At 66.0% G+C, this 14,299-nt stretch carries 14 protein-coding genes; 7 read left to right on the top strand and 7 right to left on the bottom strand.

The window, feature by feature from the left end:
- Positions 1–36 precede the first annotated feature (36 nt).
- Both ACI6S0_RS07070 and purC read left to right on the top strand, forming a co-directional pair.
- Entirely contained in the window at positions 37–1,311 is a 1,275-nt protein-coding gene (locus tag ACI6S0_RS07070; protein ID WP_434405321.1) for an aminotransferase class V-fold PLP-dependent enzyme, read from the top strand.
- 238 nt (positions 1,312–1,549) lie between these two features.
- Positions 1,550–2,332: a phosphoribosylaminoimidazolesuccinocarboxamide synthase gene (purC, locus tag ACI6S0_RS07065; protein WP_004207352.1), complete on the top strand. Its 783-nt coding sequence runs from the start codon at positions 1,550–1,552 to the stop codon at positions 2,330–2,332.
- Between the two features lie 178 nt (positions 2,333–2,510).
- On the opposite strand, the gene ACI6S0_RS07060 is transcribed toward purC, so the two are convergent.
- Both ACI6S0_RS07060 and ACI6S0_RS07055 read right to left on the bottom strand, forming a co-directional pair.
- A complete protein-coding gene (locus tag ACI6S0_RS07060; protein ID WP_313335324.1) occupies positions 2,511–3,263 on the bottom strand; it encodes a sulfite exporter TauE/SafE family protein in 753 nt (250 codons plus the stop codon).
- A gap of 71 nt (positions 3,264–3,334) precedes the next feature.
- Positions 3,335–4,549 (bottom strand): MFS transporter, encoded by a 1,215-nt coding sequence (locus tag ACI6S0_RS07055; protein WP_434405320.1) that lies wholly within the window; start codon positions 4,547–4,549, stop codon positions 3,335–3,337.
- 92 nt (positions 4,550–4,641) lie between these two features.
- Between ACI6S0_RS07055 and ACI6S0_RS07050 the strand changes: the two genes are divergently transcribed.
- The gene (locus ACI6S0_RS07050) at positions 4,642–5,406 is read left to right on the top strand and encodes an AraC family transcriptional regulator (RefSeq protein ID WP_434405319.1); all 765 of its coding nucleotides are present in this window, start codon (positions 4,642–4,644) and stop codon (positions 5,404–5,406) included.
- 3 nt (positions 5,407–5,409) lie between these two features.
- On the opposite strand, the gene ACI6S0_RS07045 is transcribed toward ACI6S0_RS07050, so the two are convergent.
- Positions 5,410–5,562: a hypothetical protein gene (locus ACI6S0_RS07045; RefSeq protein WP_004207357.1), complete on the bottom strand. Its 153-nt coding sequence runs from the start codon at positions 5,560–5,562 to the stop codon at positions 5,410–5,412.
- A gap of 153 nt (positions 5,563–5,715) precedes the next feature.
- On the opposite strand from ACI6S0_RS07045, the gene purS reads away from it, so the two are divergent.
- The 3 genes from purS (at position 5,716) to ACI6S0_RS07030 (ending at position 7,301) form a co-directional block, all read left to right on the top strand.
- A complete protein-coding gene (purS, locus tag ACI6S0_RS07040; protein WP_004207358.1) occupies positions 5,716–5,949 on the top strand; it encodes a phosphoribosylformylglycinamidine synthase subunit PurS in 234 nt (77 codons plus the stop codon).
- A 3-nt stretch (positions 5,950–5,952) separates the two neighbouring features.
- Positions 5,953–6,627 (top strand): phosphoribosylformylglycinamidine synthase subunit PurQ, encoded by a 675-nt coding sequence (gene purQ / locus ACI6S0_RS07035; RefSeq protein ID WP_434405318.1) that lies wholly within the window; start codon positions 5,953–5,955, stop codon positions 6,625–6,627.
- 143 nt (positions 6,628–6,770) lie between these two features.
- On the top strand, positions 6,771–7,301 hold the full coding sequence (locus ACI6S0_RS07030; RefSeq protein ID WP_434405317.1) for a hypothetical protein: 531 nt from the start codon (positions 6,771–6,773) through the stop codon (positions 7,299–7,301).
- A gap of 11 nt (positions 7,302–7,312) precedes the next feature.
- On the opposite strand, the gene ACI6S0_RS07025 is transcribed toward ACI6S0_RS07030, so the two are convergent.
- The 4 genes from ACI6S0_RS07025 to wecB all read right to left on the bottom strand — a co-directional run bounded on the left by ACI6S0_RS07025 (position 7,313) and on the right by wecB (position 12,806).
- Entirely contained in the window at positions 7,313–9,457 is a 2,145-nt protein-coding gene (locus tag ACI6S0_RS07025) for a GumC family protein (RefSeq protein ID WP_434405316.1), read from the bottom strand.
- Positions 9,457–10,185: a polysaccharide biosynthesis/export family protein gene (locus ACI6S0_RS07020; RefSeq protein ID WP_099232221.1), complete on the bottom strand. Its 729-nt coding sequence runs from the start codon at positions 10,183–10,185 to the stop codon at positions 9,457–9,459. The genes ACI6S0_RS07025 and ACI6S0_RS07020 overlap by 1 nt, the downstream gene beginning before the upstream one ends.
- Before the next feature lie 117 nt (positions 10,186–10,302).
- The gene (gene wecC / locus ACI6S0_RS07015) at positions 10,303–11,598 is read right to left on the bottom strand and encodes a UDP-N-acetyl-D-mannosamine dehydrogenase (protein ID WP_004207363.1); all 1,296 of its coding nucleotides are present in this window, start codon (positions 11,596–11,598) and stop codon (positions 10,303–10,305) included.
- 71 nt (positions 11,599–11,669) lie between these two features.
- Complete coding sequence (gene wecB, locus ACI6S0_RS07010) at positions 11,670–12,806, bottom strand: non-hydrolyzing UDP-N-acetylglucosamine 2-epimerase (RefSeq protein WP_434405315.1); 1,137 nt, start codon at positions 12,804–12,806, stop codon at positions 11,670–11,672.
- 157 nt (positions 12,807–12,963) lie between these two features.
- On the opposite strand from wecB, the gene ACI6S0_RS07005 reads away from it, so the two are divergent.
- Positions 12,964–14,283 carry a UDP-glucose dehydrogenase family protein gene (locus ACI6S0_RS07005; protein WP_434405314.1) on the top strand — a complete coding sequence of 440 codons (1,320 nt, stop codon included), beginning with the start codon at positions 12,964–12,966 and terminating at the stop codon, positions 14,281–14,283.
- Positions 14,284–14,299 lie beyond the last annotated feature (16 nt).

Genomic DNA, 14,299 nt, shown 5'->3' with positions numbered 1-14,299 from the left:
CGCTCCGGCTTCGGGAGCGCCAAATGGGGGATGTCCATGCTCGATCGCCGTTCCTTCCTGGGCAGCGCCGCTGCCGCCTCGCTCGCCGCGCCGATCGGGGCGCAAGCGCTGACCAGCGTGCCGCTGCCGCCCGCCGATCTCCATGCGAAGAATGAAGATGCCTATTGGGCGGCGCTGCGCAAACAGTTCCTGATCCCGGCCGATGTCGTGAACCTCAATGTCGGCACCGTCGGCTCCTCGCCGCGCCCGGTATTGAAGGCGATCTTCGACGGGTTCGAGACGACCGAGCAGATGACCCAGGAGGGGTCGGAGGATTATCCGATCTGGGGCTATGGCGCCTGGGATCAGTATCGCAAGCCCTTTGCCGACTTCATGGGCGCGAAGGTCGAGCAGATGGCGATCCTGCGCAACTGCACCGAGGCCAACAGCTATATCGCCAATGGCTTCGACATGAAGCCGGGCGACGAGGTGCTGATATCCGACGAGGAACATGGATCGGGCGAAATGCCCTGGATGCTGCGGTCGCGCCGCTATGGCGTGGTGGTCAAGAAATTCGCCATGCCCAAGCCGGCGAAGAACGCGGCCGAGATCCTCAACCGCATCAGTGACGCAATCACGCCGAAAACCCGGATCATCTTCGTCAGCCATATCAGCACATCGACCGGCGTGGTGCTGCCGGCCAAGGAGATCGCCGCGCTCGCCCGGTCGAAGGGGATCATCTCCGCCTTCGACGGTGCCCATGCGCCGGGCATGATGAAGGTCGACCTCAACGATATCGGCTGCGACCTCTATACCGGGTCGATGCACAAATGGCTGTTCGCGACCAAAGGCACCGGCTTCCTCTATCTGCGCGACAGAAGCGTGATGGACCGGGTCTGGAACACGATCGCGACCGGCGGCTATGACGACCCGACCCGCATGGCGGACCGTTATATGCAGATCGGTTCCTCCTGCATCCCGACCTTGATGGGCCTCAACGCCGCGATCGGCTTCGCCAACAGTATCGGCATGGAGCGGATCGAGGCGCGCAACCGCATGCTCGCCGACTATATCCATGCCGAAATGGTGAAGCGCGGCGCGCAGGACTGGACCTCGCCCGATCCGGCGCTGCGCTGCGCGATCGCGACCGTCAACGTGCCGCCGGTGCAGCGGATGGAATTGCAGGACTGGCTCTGGAAAAATCACAAGGTGCGCATTCGCGGCGGCAACCCCAGCAAGCTGCGCCTCGCTACCCCCTATTTCCTCAGCAAGACGGACATTGACCGCTTCCTTGGCCTGTTCGACGAATATCGGAAGATGAAGGGGGCGTAATCCTCCCCGCTTGCGGGGAGGTGGCATCGCGCAGCGATGACGGAGGGACGGTGCGTCGTGGCGCACCCCCTCCACCACCGCTACGCGGCGGTCCCCCTCGCCGCTTGCGGGGAGGAACAATTGCACCCCCGCCTATATTGCTCTATGGGCCTGCCCAAGCAGCCCCGGCACCCGCTGATCCTTTCCGATTCGCGTTTGCCGGGGCAAAATCTTTTGTAAGAAAAAGACAGGAACGCGCATGGCCCGTCGCCGCCAGATCTACGAAGGCAAGGCAAAGATCCTTTACGAAGGCCCCGAGCCCGGCACGATCATCCAATATTTCAAGGATGATGCGACCGCCTTCAATGCCCAGAAGAAGGGCACGATTTCCGGCAAGGGCGTGCTCAACAACCGGATTTCCGAGCATATCTTCACCCTGCTCGGCCAGATCGGCGTGCCGACCCACTTCATCCGCCGCCTCAACATGCGCGAACAGCTGGTCCGCCAGGTCGAGATCGTGCCGATCGAAGTCGTGGTACGCAATGTCGCCGCCGGTTCGCTGTCGAAGAAGCTCGGCATCGAGGAAGGCACCCAGCTGCCCCGCACGCTGATCGAATATTGCTACAAGGATGATGCGCTGGGCGACCCGCTGATCTCCGAAGAGCATATCGCCTGCTTCGGCTGGGCCACGCAGGAAGAGATGCACGACATTGCCGACATGGCGATCCGCATCAACGACTTCATGTGCGGCCTGTTCGCCGGCATCGGCATCCGCCTGATCGACTTCAAGCTGGAATTCGGCCGCCTCTATGACGGCGATTACAGCCGCATCATCCTGGCCGACGAGATCAGCCCCGATGGCTGCCGCCTGTGGGACATGGCGACCAACGAGAAGCTGGACAAGGATCGCTTCCGTCGCGACCTCGGCGGTGAAGTCGAAGCATATCAGGAAGTGGCGCGCCGCCTGGGCCTGCTGCCCGAAGGGCTGGACACCACCGTCCTCGACCTCGACACGCATCGCAAGAAGCGCGAGAAGGACTGATCTACGAAAAGGCCGGCCGCAGCGCCGGCCTTTTTGTTATGCGCCTTTGGCGCGCCTGCACCGGCCCACGCCCCCACCCGACCTCCCATTCAGGATACACTCTGTGGGCGGTCGGGTGGGGGGGGTGGGCTGGTGCCGCTTCCGAAATGCGCTCTTTCGCGCATTTCGAGACAGCCTCTCAACCGATCAGCGCATCCGCCATCAGCTTGAGCCCCAGCAGCACCATCAGCACATAGATGAGCGTGTAGAAGCGCGCAGCATCGACCCGCCGGACCAGCCAGACGCCGGCGAAGGTCGAGACCACCGCCACCGGCACCAGCAGCGCCGTCGCCATCAGATTGGCATGGGTGAACTGGCCCAGCGCGGCATAGGCCGGCACCTTCATCCAGTTCATGACAGCGAAGGCGACAGCCGTGGTGCCGACCAGCATGTCGCGCGGCAGCTTCTTGGGCAGCACCCACATCTGGAAGGGCGGCGATCCGGCATGGGCGATCTGGCTGGTGAAGCCGCTCGCGACGCCGAACAAGGTGCCGACCCAGCCGGGCGAGGTTGAGGGCAGGACGATCGCCCCGCCCCGCTCCACCCAGAGCCGCTGCAGCCCGAACAGGGTGGAAATGGCGCCAAGCGCGCCCAGCACCGCTGTTTCGGAAACCTGCGCCGCGAACCAGTAGCCCAGCCCGACGCCGATCGCCATGCCGGGCAGCATCACCGCCAGGATATGCCCGTCCCAGCTGCGGCGGAAGGCCCAGACGCTGACCGCATCCTGCAGGATCAGGATCGGCAGCAGGATCGCCGCGCCGCGCACCGGATCGACGCCCAGCGCCATGATCGGCATGGCCAGCGCCCCGACACCGGCAAAGCCGCCCTTGGCGAGCCCCGATATGATGACGGCGATGATGGCGCAGGCGAGATAGAGAAGGTCGGGACTCATGCCCCAGCCTTATAAGCAGTTGCCGGCAAAGAGAATAAGCGGGGCGACCTGGGCCGCCCCGCCCGTGACATTCAGTTCCGCTCGCGTCCCAGATTGGGCAGGAAGGCGGTGAGCAGGCCCATCGCCGGCAGGAAGACGCAGACCCTGAACACCATCTCTATGCTGCTATGGTCCGCCAGCCAGCCCAGTCCGGCCGCGCCCAGTCCGCCCATGCCGAAGGAGAAGCCGAAGAACAGGCCCGAGATCATGCCGACCTTGCCCGGCACCAGTTCCTGCGCGAAGACGACGATCGCGGGGAAGGCGGAGGCAAGGATCAGGCCGGTGATGACGGTCAGCGGCCCGCTCCAGAACAGCCCCGCATAGGGCAGCGCCAGAGTGAAGGGCAGCGCCCCCAGGATCGAGAACCAGATCACATATTTGCGCCCGAACCGGTCGCCCAGCGGGCCGCCAGCGACCGTGCCGACCGCCACCGCGGCCAGGAAGGCGAACAGATGGAGCTGCGCATTCTGCACCGACAGGTCGAAACGCTGGATCAGGTAGAAGGTGTAATAGCTGGTCAGGCTGGCGAGATAGACATATTTGGAGAAGATCAGCGCCAGCAGGATCGCAATGCCCCGCGCCGCATGGCCGCGCGGCAGTTCGACATGCAGCGCGCCGGCGCCGCCGACCTGCAACCGGCTGAGGCCATGATGGCGATACCAGTTGGCGACATTCCACAGCACCGCGCCCGACAGCAGCGCCAGCAGCGCGAAGAAGGCCAGGCTCGACTGCCCCCAGCGCACCACAACCAGCGCCGCCGCCAGCGGCCCCAGCGCCTGCCCCGCATTGCCGCCGACCTGGAACAGCGACTGGGCCAGACCATGGCGACCGCCGGCCGCCATCCGCGCCACTCGGGAGGATTCGGGATGGAAGACCGAGGAACCGACGCCCAGCAGCGCCGCGCCGACCAGCACCAGCCCATAGCTGTGCGCGATCGACAGCACGGTCAGCCCCGCCAGCGAGAAGAGCGTGCCGCCCGGCAGCGCCATCGGCGTCGGCCGCTTGTCGGCATAGAGGCCGATCATCGGCTGCAGGATCGATGCCGTGATCTGATAGACTAGGGTCACCATGCCGATCTGGCCGAAGCTCAGATGTAGCTCGCTCTTGAGGCCCGGATAGATGGCGGGAAGCAGCGACTGCATCATGTCGTTGAGCAGATGGCAGAAGCTGATCGCCACGATCACGCCAAATGCCGTGCCGCCCGCTGCCAATTGTGCGCCTGCCTTTTCTATCCTTATCTCTTTCATTGTCGGTTCCTTTCTGAGGCCGGACCGATTAGCGCTTCCCTTCTCGTCCCGCTTCCGCATATGGGCCAATCTCTTTTGCGATCGGGACAATCATGGACCAGCGGCACCCGGACGATCATGAGCATGTGCCCCGGCCGGTGGTCGGCATCGGCAATGATTATCCGCCCTCCTTCGAACTGGCCGAACATCAGCATCGGCGCGGGCAATTGCTCTATGCCGCGTCCGGCGTGGTCGCGGTCAGCACGCCGCAGGGCGCCTGGGTCGCCCCACCCGAGCGGGCCGTCTGGATTCCGGGCGGCACGCCCCATGCGGTGCGGATGGTCGGCGCGGTGCAGACGCGCAGCGTGCTGGTCGACCAGGCCGTCTATCCCGGCCTGGCCCGGTCCTGCCGGGTGCTCGGCGTGTCGCCGCTGCTGCGCCAGTTGCTGGTGGAGGCCGCCCATGTTCCGGTCGAATATGCGGAAGCGGCGCGCGATGGCCTGGTCATGCGGCTGCTGGTGGCGGAGATCGAGCGGGCGCCGCTGATCCCGCTCGCCGTGCCCTTCCCGCGCCATGCCGCGCTTGCCGCGCGCTGCCACGCCTTTGTCGAACGCCCCGATGCGCATGTGACGATCGACCAATGGGCCGACGCGCTGGCGATGAACCGGCGCCGCTTTACCCGGCTGTTCCGGCAGGAAACGGGGATGAGCTTCGCGCAATGGCGGCAGCAGGCCTGCCTGTCGGCGGCCCTGCCCAGACTGGCGGCGGGCGAACCGATCACGACGATCGCGCTGGATCTGGGCTATGACGGGCCGGCCAATTTCTCGACCATGTTCAAGCGAACACTGGGCGTCTCGCCCAGCCGCTATCGCCCATGATCCTCAGGCGGACTTGGCGCGATAGCCCACCAGCAGGCCGAAGCAGAAGGTTGCAAACAAAGCGAGCTGGACCCGCCCATGCGGGTCATCATAGCCCACAATTTGCTGCCCCCAGGCAAAAAGCCCCACAAACATTGCCAGTGCCAGACCGGACATGCACCATATCCCTGTAAAAACGCTGCCGTCAGATTATCCTCAGCTTCCTAAGAAAGTCATAATCTCTTGCCTGCGCGCCGCGCCGCGCCTAGGGGGAGCGGCAAAGTTCATCCCCCCGCATCGGCGGGCGGCATGCCAAGGAGTTTGCACCTCATGAAAGCCCGCATCTTCGTCACTCTCAAGGGCGGCGTCCTCGATCCGCAGGGCCGTGCGATCCATCACGCGCTCGAAGGCCTGGGCTTTGGCGGCGTCAATGATGTGCGCGCCGGCAAGCTCATCGAGCTGGACCTGGCCGATGGCACCAGCGACGAGGATATCGACGCCATGTGCCGCAAGCTGCTGGCCAACACGGTCATCGAAAACTACCGCATCGAAAAGGTCGCCTGAGCCATGAAGAGCGCCGTCATCGTCTTTCCGGGCAGCAATTGCGACCGCGACCTGGCGGTGGCGTTCGAGGCTGCGACCGGTTCCAAGCCCACCATGGTGTGGCATCGCGATACCGAACTGCCCGACGACATCGACCTGATCGGCGTACCCGGCGGCTTTTCCTATGGCGACTATCTGCGCTCCGGCGCGATGGCCGCCCGCTCGCCGGTGATGCAGGCCGTCGCCCGCGCCGCTGACCGTGGCGCCTTCGTCCTGGGCATCTGCAACGGCTTCCAGGTGCTGACCGAAAGCGGTCTGCTGCCCGGCGCGCTGCTGCGCAACGCCGGCGGTCATTTCGTCTGCCGCGACGTCGCCCTGACCGTCGAGAACGCCCAGAGCGCCTTCACCAGCCGCTATGCCGCCGGCGAAGCGATCAGCTTCCCGGTCGCCCATCATGACGGCAATTATTTCGCCGACGACGCCACGCTCGATCGGCTGGAAGGCGAAGGCCGCGTCGCGCTCCGCTACGCCCAGAACATCAACGGCTCGGCCCGCAACATCGCCGGCGTCCTCAACGAAGCCGGCAATGTGCTGGGCATGATGCCCCACCCCGAGCGCGTGATCGAACCGGCCCATGGCAACACCGACGGCCAGCACCTGTTCGCCGGCCTGGTCGAGGGCCTTCTCGCCCGCGCCTGATCGGATCGAAGACGAGATGAAAGGCCCGTCACGCACAAGCGCGGCGGGCTTTTTTGTCCGGCTGCGGCTATGCCGGCATCGGTCCTGACTTGCATCACCCCCCCTTTGTTCTACACCAGATGGACACTGACCAAGGGGGATCAATGATCGGCAAATCGCGCGCGCAGCTGATGGCCTTGCCGCTATTGCCGACGGTCGCTCAAGCCGCCGAACCCGGCACGATCGCGGTTCCCGAAGCGGTCCTTGCGCTAAATGGCTGCCGGGAAGGCGAAGGCAGCGTGATGGGCAAGCCGGTCAGCGTGTCCATCCGCAGTCAGCCCATCACGCTTGACGCCATGCTCGCACTCGATGTGGAAAGCAGCGCCCTGGCCGATCCCAAGGATCGCTACGCCGCGCATCTGATCTTCGGCGGCACCAAAAAATCCCATCCGATCATCGGTTTCTGGGCCGACAGTTTCGGCGGCGCCTTCACCGCCCTTGGCGAAGGCGAAAGCCAGCCCGATGGCTTCGACATCGGCTATGCCTATCCCGACGCGACCTTCGTCAACCGTTGGCGCATCAAAGGCACGCAACTGACATGGAGCATCGTCGCGCGGGATGAGGCAAATGCCGAAAAGCCCTTCGCCAGCTACAGCCTCCACAAGGTTGCGTGCGCGCCCGCCAAGGCGCCCTAAACGATCAGGCTCTAGCCGCCCCGGTGATAGTCATAGTCATAGGCCCGGCCATGCGCCTTGGTCAGCACGGCGCCAACGATCGAGCCGCCGGCCCGGCGCAGTCGTTCCACTGCCACCCGCAGGCCGCCATGATGGTTGCGGCCCCATTCGACCACCAGCAGCGTCACCTGCACCTTGGCGGCGAGCAGTTGCGCGTCGGACATGCCCAGGATCGGCGGCGCATCGATCAGCACCGTGTCATAGCGGTCGCGCACCGCGCCCAGCAGCGCGTCGAGCGCCGGGGTGGAGAGCAATTCCGCCGGATTGGGCGGCACCGCGCCACAGGGCAGCAGTGATACGCCCGCGACACCGCTGTCGAGGATCAGATCCTCGACCTTGCCCTGCCCGGTCAGCACCTCGCTGATGCCGCGCGTCGCGGTCACCCGGAACAGGCTGTGCTGCACCGGCCGGCGCATGTCGGCGTCGATCACCAGCACCTTCTTGTCCAGCCGCGCCAGCGCGCGAGCCAGCGCGTTGACGGTCAGCGACTTGCCTTCCTCCTCCTGCGCACTGGTAACCAGGATGGAGCGCGGCAGGCCGGCGACCGATGCCAATTGCAACGACGCCGCGATCGGCGCGAAGATGTCGGGCGCGCTCGGCTGGTCGCCCGTGGTCGGCACTGCGCCGAGCAGCGGCAGGTCGACCCGCTCCGCCAGCGTATCGGCCGACGTCACCGCATCGTCGAACATGTGCCGCGCCGCGATCAGCAGCAGGCCCAGCAGCATGCCGCCGAGCAGCGCGACCAGCATGATCTGTCCGGCATGGGGGGCAAAGGGCGTGGTCGGCACCGCCGCCCGGTCGAGCGGCTGGATGCGGCCGGCCTGGAAACCCGCCTGCGACGCCATGTCGCGATAACGCTGCAACAGACTGTCATGCAGCAGGCGATAGGTTTCGACCGACCGGCTCATCATGCTCATCTGCATGTCGCGGCCGCGCTCGACCCGTGCATCGCCTTCCAGCGCGGCGATTTCCGAAGCGATCTGCTTCTCGCCATGCGCCGCGACCTCATATTCCTGGCGCAGCGACGCGCGGATCGTGTTGGCCATGGTCTCGGCCTGATCGTCGAGCGCCGCGAGCCGCGCCCGCGCCTCGCGCATTTCGGGGTGGGCATCCTTGCGGAACTGCCGTTCCTCGACCAGTGCCGCGCGCGCCTGCGCCCGCTCCGCCATCAATTGCTGCATGGCGCCATTGCCCAGCACCTCGGGCAGCGTCTCGGCGCTCGCCGCCTTCGCGCTTTCCCAGCGCTTCTGCGCGGCGATGCGGTCGGCGACCGCCTGCGCCCGGAAGGCGTTGAGCTGCGCCAGACGCGCTGCGGTCGACCCTTCCGGCACCGGCGCGGCCTCCGGCTTTGCCTCCTTGCCGTCGCTCTTCTTGTCCTCGTCCGTAGCCGCCTCGGCCGGCACCGCGCCGGTGCGCGAGGCATAGACCGCCAGATCGCGCTCGGCCCGTTCCAGATCCTTGCGCGCGCCATCCAGCTCGCCCAGCAGGAAACGACGCGCCTGCACGCCGGATTCAAAGCCGCGCTTCAGGTCCGCCCGGATCAGGCTGTCGGCATAGCTGTTCGCCACCCGCGCCGACAAGGCCGGATCGGCGCTGACGAAGCTGATGCGCAATACCCGCGACTTGCCCGGCAATTCGACCTGCAGATTGTCGCGCAGCAGCTTGATGACCTGCTCATGCTCGACCTGGCGCTGGGTCAGGCTGCCCTGCCCCTGTGCCGGCCGGCGCGCATCCATGCCCTGGAAGAAGACCGGGCTGCCGACCAGCGCCAGATCGCGCGCGACATCCTCGGCCAGTGCCCGGCTGCGCAGCACTTCCAGCTCGGTCTGCATCATGCTTTCGGTGTCGGCCGCGCTGACCGGCTTCTGCATCGCGCCGGCGCCGGCGGCCCCCGCCGGCACATCCTCCACCTCGACCGAGGCGGTCGCGCGATAGTCGGGCGTCGACAGCAGGATATAGATGACGCCCGCCAGCACGCAGAGCGCCATGGTGACGAACAGGATGACGCGGTGCCGCCGCACCACGGTCCATGTGCCGCGCGCGCTCTCGACAAAGCGGGTGGTGCGATCCTCCTCGCCAGCCTGACGCTGTTCCAGTTCGATGATCCGGGACACCATCAATTGCCTCCGTCTATGGCGATGAAGCCGGTCGCGACGGCGGGAATGGCGATCAGCGCGCCGCCAAGGATAGCCTTGGCGCGCGACAGGCCGACGATCACCAGATCGCCGGGCAATATTTCAGGATCGGGCGCTTCGCCCTTGCGGATGGCGCCCAGGTCGAATGTCGCGGCCTGGCGCTGCCCCTCGACGGTGCGGACCACCACCACCTGCCCCAGGCTCGCCAGCCGGGTCGGGCCATGGGCCAGCGCTACCGCCTGGATGAGGCCGATCCGTCCTTCGATCGGGAACAGGCCGGGCTCGCGCACCTCGCCATCGACGGTGATGCGGCGACCGACCGCCTGCTTCACGAACACCGTCACCTGCGGCGACACCAGATAGCGCTCGCCCAGCCTACCGGCGATCACGTCCGACGCCTCGCCGGCGGTCAGCCCGCCAATCGACACATCGCCGACCAGCGGCATGCGGACCATGCCCGCCGCGCTGACCCGCGCATCCTCCAGCGACAGGTCGGGCTCATGATAGACCTGGACGCGCAGCACATCGTCGGGGCTGATGACATAGTCGCGGCCCACCGCGGCGGGCGCAGGCATCAACGCATAGGCGGCCTCGCCGCGCGGGGCATCCTCCACGGTCGAGCAGCCGGCGAGCAACATCGCCGCTGCCGCGACGGCGCCGCCCCTCATCCCCTTGCCATAGTGCCCCAAAATCTGGCGCTTCATGCGCATCAACACCCCATTGCGAACCGGGTGCGGCCCGCAAAAGGGCCGCTCGGCTCGGGGGTTAGCGACGCGGCACCGTCATGGCAACCGCGCGGGGGGCAGGACGAACCGCCCGGCCGACGATCAGACCGCGATGCGCTGCGCGGCTGGCTCGGGCTGACGACGCGGCTGGTCGGGCCAGATGCCGCGCGTGTCATAGACGGCCTTGCCGGCACGTTCGTCGACGGGAACGGATTTGAACATGTCATGATCGACAAGAATGATGAACACGCCGCATTGTTCCAGAGCCGTATCGAGATCGATCAGTTCGGCGCCGGTGCCGGCGAACTCCATCGGCAGATCCTGGGCATAGGGTTCGACCAGCTTGACCCGCTTGCCGTAGCGGCGGGCGAGCCGGCTGGCGACCTTGACCGCCGGGCTTTCGCGGAAATCGTCGATGTTCGGCTTGAAGGCGAGGCCGAGGCAGGCGACATCCTCGCCGGCAAAGGCGTCGATCATGTCCGAAGACTTGGCCACGACATAATCGGTCTTGCCGTCATTCACTTCGCGCGCGGTGCGGATGATGCGGGCATTTTCCGGGTCGCCGTGGACGATGAACCAGGGATCGACGGCGATGCAATGCCCGCCAACGCCCGGCCCCGGCTGGAGGATGTTGACGCGCGGATGGCGGTTGGCCAGGCGGATCACCTCCCACACGTCGATGTCCATGCGGTCGGCAATCACCGACAATTCATTGGCGAAGGCGATGTTGACGTCGCGGAAGCTGTTTTCCACCAGCTTCACCATCTCGGCCGCGCGCGCCGTGGTGGTGATGCAGGCGCCGCGCACGAACTGGCGATAGAAGCCCAGCGCCTTGCGCGCGCAACGCGGCGTGATGCCGCCGATGCAGCGATCATTGTCGATCAGCTCGACCAGGATGCGGCCGGGCAGCACCCGCTCGGGGCAATAGGCGATGGCGATGTCGCCCGCGACGCCGGGCGCCGGCATCCTGAGGTCGGGGCGCAGTTCGGCGATCAGGTCGCGCATCGCCTCGGTCGTGCCGACCGGCGAGGTGGATTCTAGGATCACCGTATCGCCGTTCTTCAGCACCGGTGCGACGGTCCGCGCCGCCTGCAGCACATAGGAGATGTCGGGCGCGCGGTCCTCGGCCACCGGGGTCGGCACGGCGATGATGAAGACGTCGCTGGCCTCGACGCTAAGCGATGCGCGCAGATTACCGCGTGCCACGACGCCCTGCACCAGGCCGTCCAGATCGACTTCCTCAATATGGACCCGGCCCGAATTGACCGTCTCGACCACATGGGCGCTGACATCGACACCGACGACCTGCGCCCCGCCGCGCGCGATCAGCGCCGCAGTCGGCAGGCCGATATAGCCCAGGCCAATGACGGAAACCTTCTGCTTGCTGTCGACGGGCATGGGGGAGATAATCCTTCATTCACCAAAATTCGGAGCGACATTGCCCGGAAATGTTGAAGATTCCGGTAATGTCAGGCGGCAAGATGCGCCGCGCCGGCCGTTCCTGCAATGATATCGGCAATCCGCTCGGCCGCCTTGCCGTCGCCGAACGGGTTATGGGCACGGGCCATCGCCTGATAGGCGGCATCATCGTCGAGCAGCGCCAGCACCTCGCGCACGATCCGTTCCCGGTCCGCGCCGACCAGCTTCGCCGTGCCCGCCTGCACCCCTTCGGGCCGTTCGGTGGTCTCGCGCATCACCAGCACCGGCTTGCCGAGCGAGGGCGCCTCTTCTTGCACGCCACCGCTGTCGGTCAGAACCAGATGGCACAGGTCGAGCAGGCGGACGAAATGGGGGTAGTCGAGCGGTTCGATCATCGCGACATTGGGCAGGTCGCCCAGCACCGCATCCATGACCGGACGGACATTGGGATTGGGATGGACAGGGAAGATCACCGCGACATCCGGCCGCGCGGCAATGTCCGCGATGGAACGGGCGATCGCCTCCATCCCGCCGCCGAAATTCTCGCGCCGGTGGCTGGTGACGGCCACGATCCGCTTGCCCGCGAAACGCGCCGCCAGATCATCAAGGCCGCTGGCCAGCGCCGGTTCGCCATGGACCCGATCGACCGTCGCCAGCAGCGCGTCGATCACGGTATTCCCCGTGACATGAATGCCGGCCGCGTCGCGATTTTCCCGCAGCAGTGCGTCGGCCGCCGCCTGGGTCGGCGCGAAATTCATGTCGGCAATGCACGCCACGACGCGGCGATTGACCTCCTCGGGCCAGGGATGATGGATGTCGCCACTGCGCAGGCCGGCCTCGACATGGGCGACCGGGATCTTGCGATAATAGGCCGCCAGGCTCGCCACCATCGTCGTCAGCGTATCGCCATGGACCACCACCCGGTCGGGCTTTTCCGCGTCGAACGCCTCGCCCAGCGCGACGATCAGCTTGGCGGTCAGTCCGTCCAGCGTCTGGTTGGGCGTCATGACGTCCAGATCGATGTCGGGCACGATGCCGGCAATCTCCAGCACCTGGTCCAGCAGGCCGCGATGCTGCGCCGTCACGATCACGCGGGTGTCGATATCGGCACGCGCCTTGAGCGCGTGGATCACCGGAAACAGCTTGATCGCTTCCGGCCGTGTCCCAAATACCAGCGCTACTTTCACTCTGTGCCCTTTCGTTCGGATGCGCCTTCCCTGGCAAAAAAGGGTAACCAGCCGCTAAACGGTAGCATGGTAATTACGCAAAGGCGCGAATTGTATTGCGTTATGACTATGCTAGAGCCTCAAACCAATCACTTCCCGTTTGGAGTTCCACCAACTCATGAAAATCACCATGATCGGCACCGGCTATGTCGGCCTCGTCTCCGGGGCCTGCTTTGCGGATTTCGGCCATGATGTCGTCTGCGTCGACAAGGATGCGGGCAAGATCGCCGCGATCGAGGCCGGCACGATGCCGATCTACGAACCCGGCCTCGACCAGCTGGTCGGCACCAACGCCGCCGCCGGTCGCCTGACCTTCACCACCGACCTGCCCGAAGGCGTGAAGGGTGCCGACGCCATCTTCATCGCCGTCGGCACCCCCTCGCGGCGGGGCGATGGCCATGCCGACCTCAGCTATGTCTATGCCGCCGCTAAGGAGATCGTCGAATCCCTCGATGGCCCGGCGGTCATCGTCACCAAGTCGACCGTGCCGGTCGGCACCGGCGACGAGGTCGAGCGGATCGCGCGCGAACTGCGCCCGGACCTCGACATCCAGGTCGTGTCGAACCCCGAATTCCTGCGCGAAGGCGCCGCGATCGGCGACTTCAAGCGTCCCGACCGCGTCGTCGTGGGCACCACCGGATCGGAACGCGCCATTTCGGTGATGAGCCAGGTCTATCGCCCGCTGAACCTCAACCAGGCGCCGCTGATGTTCACCGGCCGTCGCACGGCCGAACTGATCAAATATGCCGCCAACGCCTTCCTGGCGACCAAGATCACCTTCATCAACGAGATGGCGGACCTGTGCGAGGCGGTCGGCGCCGAAGTGCAGGAGGTGTCGCGCGGCATCGGCCTCGACAAGCGGATCGGCAGCAAGTTCCTGCATGCCGGTCCGGGCTATGGCGGCTCCTGCTTCCCCAAGGATACGCTGGCCCTGGTCAAGACCGGGCAGGATTATGATGCACCGATCCGCATCGTCGAAACGGTGGTGCAGGTGAACGACCTGCGCAAGCGCGCCATGGGCCGCAAGATCGTGAAGGCGCTGGGCGGTGAAGCGCGCGGCAAGACCGTCGCCCTGCTGGGCGTCACCTTCAAGCCCAATACCGACGACATGCGCGACGCGCCCAGCCTGGCGATCGTGCAGGCGCTGGAGGATGCCGGCGCGAAGGTCGTCGCCTATGATCCCGAGGGCATGGACGTCGCCGCGCCGATGATGCCCGGCGTCACCATGGCCGGTTCGGCCTATGAGGCCGCTTCCGGCGCCGACGCGCTGGTGCTGGTGACCGAATGGGACGCCTTCCGCGCGCTGGATCTCAAGCGCCTGGCCAGCTCGATGAGCGCACCGGTGCTGGTCGACCTGCGCAACATCTATCCTGTCGCGGAAGCGGAAGCCGCGGGCTTCACCGTCACCCGCGTGGGTGGAAAGGGCAGCGCCGCCTGATGTGGCCATGGGAAGA

The sequence above is a fragment of the Sphingobium sp. DN12 genome (assembly GCF_051058005.1).
Classification (GTDB): Bacteria; Pseudomonadota; Alphaproteobacteria; order Sphingomonadales; family Sphingomonadaceae; genus Sphingobium; species Sphingobium yanoikuyae.
The sequence above is the reverse complement of the archived record's forward strand: the minus strand, read 5'-3'. Positions and strand labels throughout refer to the sequence as shown.

Excerpts from the sequence above, each read along its gene's own strand:
- ACI6S0_RS07030 (WP_434405317.1), top strand. The coding sequence starts at position 6,771 with ATGATCGGCAAATCGCGCGCGCAGCTGATGGCCTTGCCGCTATTGCCG.
- ACI6S0_RS07020 (WP_099232221.1), bottom strand. The coding sequence starts at position 10,185 with ATGCGCATGAAGCGCCAGATTTTGGGGCACTATGGCAAGGGGATGAGG.
- ACI6S0_RS07060 (WP_313335324.1), bottom strand. The coding sequence starts at position 3,263 with ATGAGTCCCGACCTTCTCTATCTCGCCTGCGCCATCATCGCCGTCATC.
- wecC (WP_004207363.1), bottom strand. The coding sequence starts at position 11,598 with ATGCCCGTCGACAGCAAGCAGAAGGTTTCCGTCATTGGCCTGGGCTAT.
- ACI6S0_RS07005 (WP_434405314.1), top strand. The coding sequence starts at position 12,964 with ATGAAAATCACCATGATCGGCACCGGCTATGTCGGCCTCGTCTCCGGG.
- purC (WP_004207352.1), top strand. The coding sequence starts at position 1,550 with ATGGCCCGTCGCCGCCAGATCTACGAAGGCAAGGCAAAGATCCTTTAC.
- ACI6S0_RS07045 (WP_004207357.1), bottom strand. The coding sequence starts at position 5,562 with ATGTCCGGTCTGGCACTGGCAATGTTTGTGGGGCTTTTTGCCTGGGGG.
- purQ (WP_434405318.1), top strand. The coding sequence starts at position 5,953 with ATGAAGAGCGCCGTCATCGTCTTTCCGGGCAGCAATTGCGACCGCGAC.
- ACI6S0_RS07025 (WP_434405316.1), bottom strand. The coding sequence starts at position 9,457 with ATGGTGTCCCGGATCATCGAACTGGAACAGCGTCAGGCTGGCGAGGAG.
- ACI6S0_RS07050 (WP_434405319.1), top strand. The coding sequence starts at position 4,642 with ATGGACCAGCGGCACCCGGACGATCATGAGCATGTGCCCCGGCCGGTG.
- ACI6S0_RS07070 (WP_434405321.1), top strand. The coding sequence starts at position 37 with ATGCTCGATCGCCGTTCCTTCCTGGGCAGCGCCGCTGCCGCCTCGCTC.
- purS (WP_004207358.1), top strand. The coding sequence starts at position 5,716 with ATGAAAGCCCGCATCTTCGTCACTCTCAAGGGCGGCGTCCTCGATCCG.
- ACI6S0_RS07055 (WP_434405320.1), bottom strand. The coding sequence starts at position 4,549 with ATGAAAGAGATAAGGATAGAAAAGGCAGGCGCACAATTGGCAGCGGGC.